This is a genomic window from Actinotignum sp. usb-actsch-rep-73 (assembly GCF_059082735.1).
This window is the reverse complement of record NZ_JBHNPV010000075.1, coordinates 1-4,953: the sequence shown is the minus strand read 5'-3', so window position 1 is coordinate 4,953 and position 4,953 is coordinate 1. Positions and strand designations below refer to the sequence as shown.

General features: G+C 59.7%; 6 protein-coding genes. 1 reads left to right on the top strand and 5 read right to left on the bottom strand.

The window, feature by feature from the left end; translation table 11 throughout:
• Nucleotides 1-9: 9 nt before the first annotated feature.
• Together AC5RE1_RS06770 and AC5RE1_RS06765 are read right to left on the bottom strand one after the other, a co-directional pair.
• Nucleotides 10-582, bottom strand: a complete 573-nt coding sequence (locus tag AC5RE1_RS06770) for a DUF2249 domain-containing protein (protein ID WP_480939207.1) — start codon at nucleotides 580-582, stop codon at nucleotides 10-12.
• A 70-nt stretch (nucleotides 583-652) separates the two neighbouring features.
• On the bottom strand, nucleotides 653-1,117 hold the full coding sequence (locus AC5RE1_RS06765) for a RidA family protein (protein WP_179370063.1): 465 nt from the start codon (nucleotides 1,115-1,117) through the stop codon (nucleotides 653-655).
• A 385-nt stretch (nucleotides 1,118-1,502) separates the two neighbouring features.
• Here AC5RE1_RS06765 and AC5RE1_RS06760 point away from each other — a divergent pair, with 385 nt between their 5' ends.
• Nucleotides 1,503-1,763: a 2-oxoacid:acceptor oxidoreductase family protein gene (locus AC5RE1_RS06760; RefSeq protein WP_006680550.1), complete on the top strand. Its 261-nt coding sequence runs from the start codon at nucleotides 1,503-1,505 to the stop codon at nucleotides 1,761-1,763.
• Between the two features lie 136 nt (nucleotides 1,764-1,899).
• Here AC5RE1_RS06760 and AC5RE1_RS06755 read toward each other — a convergent pair whose 3' ends face one another.
• From AC5RE1_RS06755 to AC5RE1_RS06745, 3 genes are all read right to left on the bottom strand, one after another.
• Nucleotides 1,900-3,228, bottom strand: coding sequence for an alpha-L-fucosidase (locus AC5RE1_RS06755; RefSeq protein WP_006680551.1), 1,329 nt, complete (start codon nucleotides 3,226-3,228; stop codon nucleotides 1,900-1,902).
• A gap of 2 nt (nucleotides 3,229-3,230) precedes the next feature.
• Entirely contained in the window at nucleotides 3,231-4,079 is an 849-nt protein-coding gene (locus AC5RE1_RS06750) for a carbohydrate ABC transporter permease (protein ID WP_006680552.1), read from the bottom strand.
• Nucleotides 4,072-4,953 (bottom strand): carbohydrate ABC transporter permease (locus AC5RE1_RS06745; RefSeq protein WP_493938477.1); only part of this gene is annotated, 882 nt, incomplete at its 5' end. The genes AC5RE1_RS06745 and AC5RE1_RS06750, both read right to left, overlap by 8 nt.

Sequence of the window (4,953 nt, the reverse complement as noted above, 5' to 3'; positions counted from 1 at the left end):
AGTGAATGATCAGGAAATACGCGTGACGCGGTAGCGCCAGTTTTCCGGGCCCGCTTCGATGGTCTCGACACGGTAGTGAGACTCGGAGCCCTGCAGGTGAGCAAACAGCGGGTCAGGCTGATGCGGAGCGCAGATCTGGATGTTTTCGCCTACCGGCAGAGAATCCATTGCCGCGAACAAGGCTGCGCGACGAACGACCTTCGGGATCGAGTGAAGAACGAGTTCTTCAACGCCCGCACCATGGCCGCAGTGTCCGTGACCGTGATGGCCGTGTCCATGACCTCCGCGGCCATGTCCCTTACCACCGCAACCACAACCGCCTTCCGGCTTTGCCTCTTCAGCCCTATGACCGTGTCCACCACAGCCACAACCGGACGCGGTTTCTTCAACGGGGACCTCGTGGCCGCGACCCTTGCCACCGCATCCTCCACCGTTTCCGTGGCCGCCACAGCCACAGCCACCTTCGGACTTCACGTCTTCGGTGCTGGTTCGCGCGTCAACGAGCTTGAATGTCTGATGGTTCTGCGAGGGTGCTGTCTCGGGCAGGGCGTCGGCCATTTTTCCTCCAAAAGCTTGAGTCATTCACTCGAAATATACCCTATGGGGGTACCCGTTCACTATAGGACTTCCGCGCCATTTCAGCGCGAGCAGATCAGTCTTCGCGGAGCGCGAATTCTGCTTCGACCTCGACAGATACGTTCAACGGCAGGGCCGCAACACCGAATGCAGAACGCGCGTGTGCGGTGCCGAAGATTTCAGCGAATAGTTCAGACGCACCATTGATGACGCCGGCCTGGCCGTAGAAGTCAGGACGCGACGACACGAAGCCAACAACCTTGACGACACCTGCGAGGTTGTCGACGCCACCCGCCAACGTCGCGGCTGCCGCGATCGCATTGAGCGCGCAAAGGCGTGCGGCATCCTTGGCATCTTCGGGGTCAGTTGCATCCTCACCGACTGCACCGATGCAAACGGGTTCACCGTCAACAACAGGGAGCTGACCCGAGGTGCGAATAACACCGCGGTCGAGGACGGCTGGCACGTATGCGGCAACAGGAGTTGCGACGGGCGGAAGTTCCAGGCCAAGTTCGGCAAGTTTTTCAGATGGCAGGCTCATGACTGTCCTTTCAGTTTTCGCTGATCATATTCGTCGCAGGCGCCTGCCCGCTCCTTAGTGTCGAGCAGCGCCGATTTCCTTCCAGGTTAGGTGTCTTTGCCATCGTCCGCGACCGCGCGAGGACGATCGTCACTGCGAGGACACCAATGTTCACTCCAAGGAATGTGGCGACAAGGTCGGCACACTCTGGAGGACATAGGGTTCACATAGGCATTAGGGCCAATTGACGTGATGTGCACCACTCATCATTTTACGACACTTCGGTTGCACGTTTTTATGTCGCCCGTCACTAACAATCTCACCTTTCGACACGTATAAACAGCGCTATTACGCGACTTTTTCAGGGCTCACACAAATTGTTGACAATCAACCTACGGTCGAAGACATGGTTGAAGTGAGAATCCACGGCCGAGGAGGACAGGGAGTCGTCACGGCATCCGACCTGTTAGCAATGGCTGCTTTTACAGACGGACACCACACGCAAGCTTTCCCGTCCTTCGGTTCAGAACGTACTGGCGAGCCCGTCCTCACAATGGAGCGCACTGCCTACGATGCAGCGAACGAGGTCATCGAATTCGGCACGCACATCTACAACGCGGAGCTCTACTCCTTCCGCTTCACACTTCACGACTCTCAGTCGAATTGAGCCATCGTCACAGGTAATCAGAGACGACGGGGCGCCCCCGAGAAGGCATGACGGGGATCTCCCGAGGCGCTTTCTAAGCGGTTCGCATGGGCCGGACGGATAGCGGAGGGGGCGGTCGGCGCCCCCTCCGCTCTACTCAGTTCAGTGGAGCCGTGATCACCGAGGGCACACCTTCGGGGACCTCCAGCCGAAGGAGACCATCCTCGAACTCGATCCGAGCACCGCGAGAGGTCGCGCGCGACCAGTCGACACCGCTGGGGAGACCGCGAACCTCGCTCGCGTCGGCGGAGACGAAGAGGGTCGCATGGTCCGCGTGCCGAAGACCCCGCGCCCATCCCGTCGACTCCAAGGGGGTGTCAAGGACGGCGCCGCGAACGGTTTCCGCCTTGTACGGTCCCATGAATTCCGCGAGGCCGTCGAGTGCCGCGATCTGCTCCTCGGGGATCGATCCGTCGGCCTTCGGGCCAACATTGAGAAGCAGGCGCCCGCCGCGTGTGACGACGTCGAGGAGATGCCGGACGGCCGCGGGCCCATCGAGGTACTGCTCGGGACCCTCATTGCGGTTGTAGCCGAATGACAGGCCCACTCCGCGGCAGTTCTCCCAAACCGAAGCCGACTCGGAGGCACCGAAGTGCTGATACTCCGAAGTGAGGAAGTCTGAGTGCACGCCGCCGTAGCGGTCATTCGTCACCCCCTGCGGGCACACCGCATAGAAGTGCTCCATCAGGCGACCGAGACCGTATTCTCCGAAGTTCTTCCCCTCGTCGGGCCAGTCGATGTCATTCCAGAACACGTCCGGGCGATAGCGGTCAATGAGATCCTTCGACTGGACGAATGCGTAGCGCGCGTAATCGCGGTCCTTGGGACGGTGAAGGTCGTTGCATTGCTCGTCAGTGACGATTGGCGGGAAGGGCCTGTAGTGCCAATCGAGTCCGCCCGAGTAGTAGAGGCCCAAGTGCAGCCCAGCCTCACGGGTCGCATCGGCGAATGCCTCTACGAAGTTGCGCCGCGGTCCGCGAGCGACCGTGTTTCGGGTCCCGGTCTCGGGGGCGTCCCACAAGGTGATGCCGTCATGGTGCTTCGTCGTCAGGACCGCGTAGTCGGCGCCAGCCGCCGAGAAACGGGCGAGCCAGTCATGGGCGTCGAATCGTCGCGCATCCCACATGTCAAGGAAGGAGTCGTAGTCGAGCTTGCCGTAGAGCTCCTGGTGACGAACGCTCGCGGGCGATCCCGGAATGCGGATCGTGTTGTAGTACCACTCGGCATAGGAATTGTGAGTGAACCACTGAACCCAGTCGGCCTCGGTGCCAAGCTCACCATGATCCTCGGCCCAAGCCGGCAAGGAGTAGGCACCCCAATGGACGAAGAATCCGAGGGGGGCGTCGGAGTACCACTGCGGGGTAGGTCTGACGAGATCCGACCAGTCGCTCGCTGAGTACTCCACGGTCTGCGGTGTGAATTCCATGTTTATCGACCTCCGAAGGCACCGAGAGCGACGCCCTTCTCGAGTTGTTTCTGAAGGAAGACGACGATGAAGATCGAGGGGATCGTCGTCAAGGTCACTGCGGCCATCATCGGGCCCCAATCCGTGCCGCGCTCCCCAGAGAACATCTGGAGGCCCAGCGGGATGGTGGCGAGACTCGAATCGTTAACGACGATGAGCGGCCAAAGGAACGTCGACCAGTAGTCGATGAAGGCGAAGACCCCGACGACCATGATCGGCGCCTTGAGGAGAGGCAGAAGAATCTTCGTCATGATCTCAAAATCCGAACACCCGTCGATCCTCGCAGCCTCCTCGAATTCGAGGGGCAGGGAAAGAAGGAATTGACGGATGAGGAAGGCGCCGAAAGCCCCGAAGGCGAAGGGAACGATTAGCGCGAAGTAGGAGTTCATGAGGCCGAGGCGTTGCATCCCAATATAGAGGGGGATAACAAGGACTTCCTGAGGAAGGACGAGCGTGCCGATGAACAGGAGGAACAGCTGGTCACGGAATCTGAAGCGCAGACGCGCAAAGGCGTAGGCCGAGAGCGTTGAAACGAAAACTGAAAGGAGGGCGCCAGCGATCGAAACGATGAAAGAATTGAGAATGACGCGGCCGAAAGGAATCGAGGTGAGAGCCGACGGGTAGTTCGACCACTCGAGTCGCGATGCGACGAGCGAGGCGCCCGACGAGAAGACCTCGGCAGTCGGCTTCAAGGAGGTAACGACCATCCAAGAGAAGGGGAAAAGGAATACGAGGGCTATGAGGACGAGGAGGACGGCGGAACCGATTCGACCGATCCTGCGTCCGAGGGACACTCGCGAGTTGTCACGCATCGTAATTCACCCACTTTTTCTGCTGGCTGAACTGGAGGGCAGTCAGCAGCATGACGACGACAAAGAGGACCCAAGCCAACGAGGACGCGTAGCCAAGCTTGTCGAAAGCGAAGCCGTTTCGGTACAAGTAGAGAACCATCGTATTCGTGTTCTCTCCCGGGCCTCCGGCGGTAAGGAAATAGGGCTGAGCAAAGACCTTGAATGCCCCAATGACTGTCATGATCGTGCAGAAGAAGACGGTCGGGGAGATCATCGGAAAGACAACCTTGAAGAAGCGCTGGAATCCGTTAGCGCCGTCAATAGTCGCAGCCTCAAGGACGGACGTGTTCAGCCCGTTGAGGCCAGCCGTCAGAACAACGATGTTGTAGCCCAGTCCCTGCCACAGGGACATAATCAGAAGAGAGACCATCGCGAGCACAGGGGTGTTGAGCCAGGAGACCGGCTCGACGCCGATGGAGCCGAGCCCCGCGTTCACAACGCCTTGGTCGGATAGAAGAAGACGCCAGATGAGCGCGTTGCCCGCCATCGGGGTGACGACGGGGATGAAGAAGACAACGCGCAGGAAGCGGGACCAGAAGTCTGGCAAGTGCTGAAGCCAGTATGACAAACCTAGCGAGATCACCAGGTTGAGGAATGTGTAGCTCAGCGCGAAGACGACGGTGTTGCGCATGACGATCCAGAACGCTGGGTCCTGTCCGGAGAGCATGCGGACGTAGTTGTCGAGACCGACGAAGGTCGCGCCCCCAAAGAGCGACCAACTGAAGAAGCTGATCACCAGCGAGGCTACGAGTGGGACGATTATGAAGCACACAAAACCGAGCATTCCCGGCGCAAGGTATATCGCAGCTCTCGCCGGGTCGCCCCGCCTCCCGGA

Coding starts and splice junctions, on each gene's coding strand:
- AC5RE1_RS06765 (WP_179370063.1), bottom strand. CDS start 1,117: ATGAGCCTGCCATCTGAAAAACTTGCCGAACTTGGCCTGGAACTTCCG.
- AC5RE1_RS06770 (WP_480939207.1), bottom strand. CDS start 582: ATGACTCAAGCTTTTGGAGGAAAAATGGCCGACGCCCTGCCCGAGACA.
- AC5RE1_RS06760 (WP_006680550.1), top strand. CDS start 1,503: ATGGTTGAAGTGAGAATCCACGGCCGAGGAGGACAGGGAGTCGTCACG.
- AC5RE1_RS06755 (WP_006680551.1), bottom strand. CDS start 3,228: ATGGAATTCACACCGCAGACCGTGGAGTACTCAGCGAGCGACTGGTCG.
- AC5RE1_RS06750 (WP_006680552.1), bottom strand. CDS start 4,079: ATGCGTGACAACTCGCGAGTGTCCCTCGGACGCAGGATCGGTCGAATC.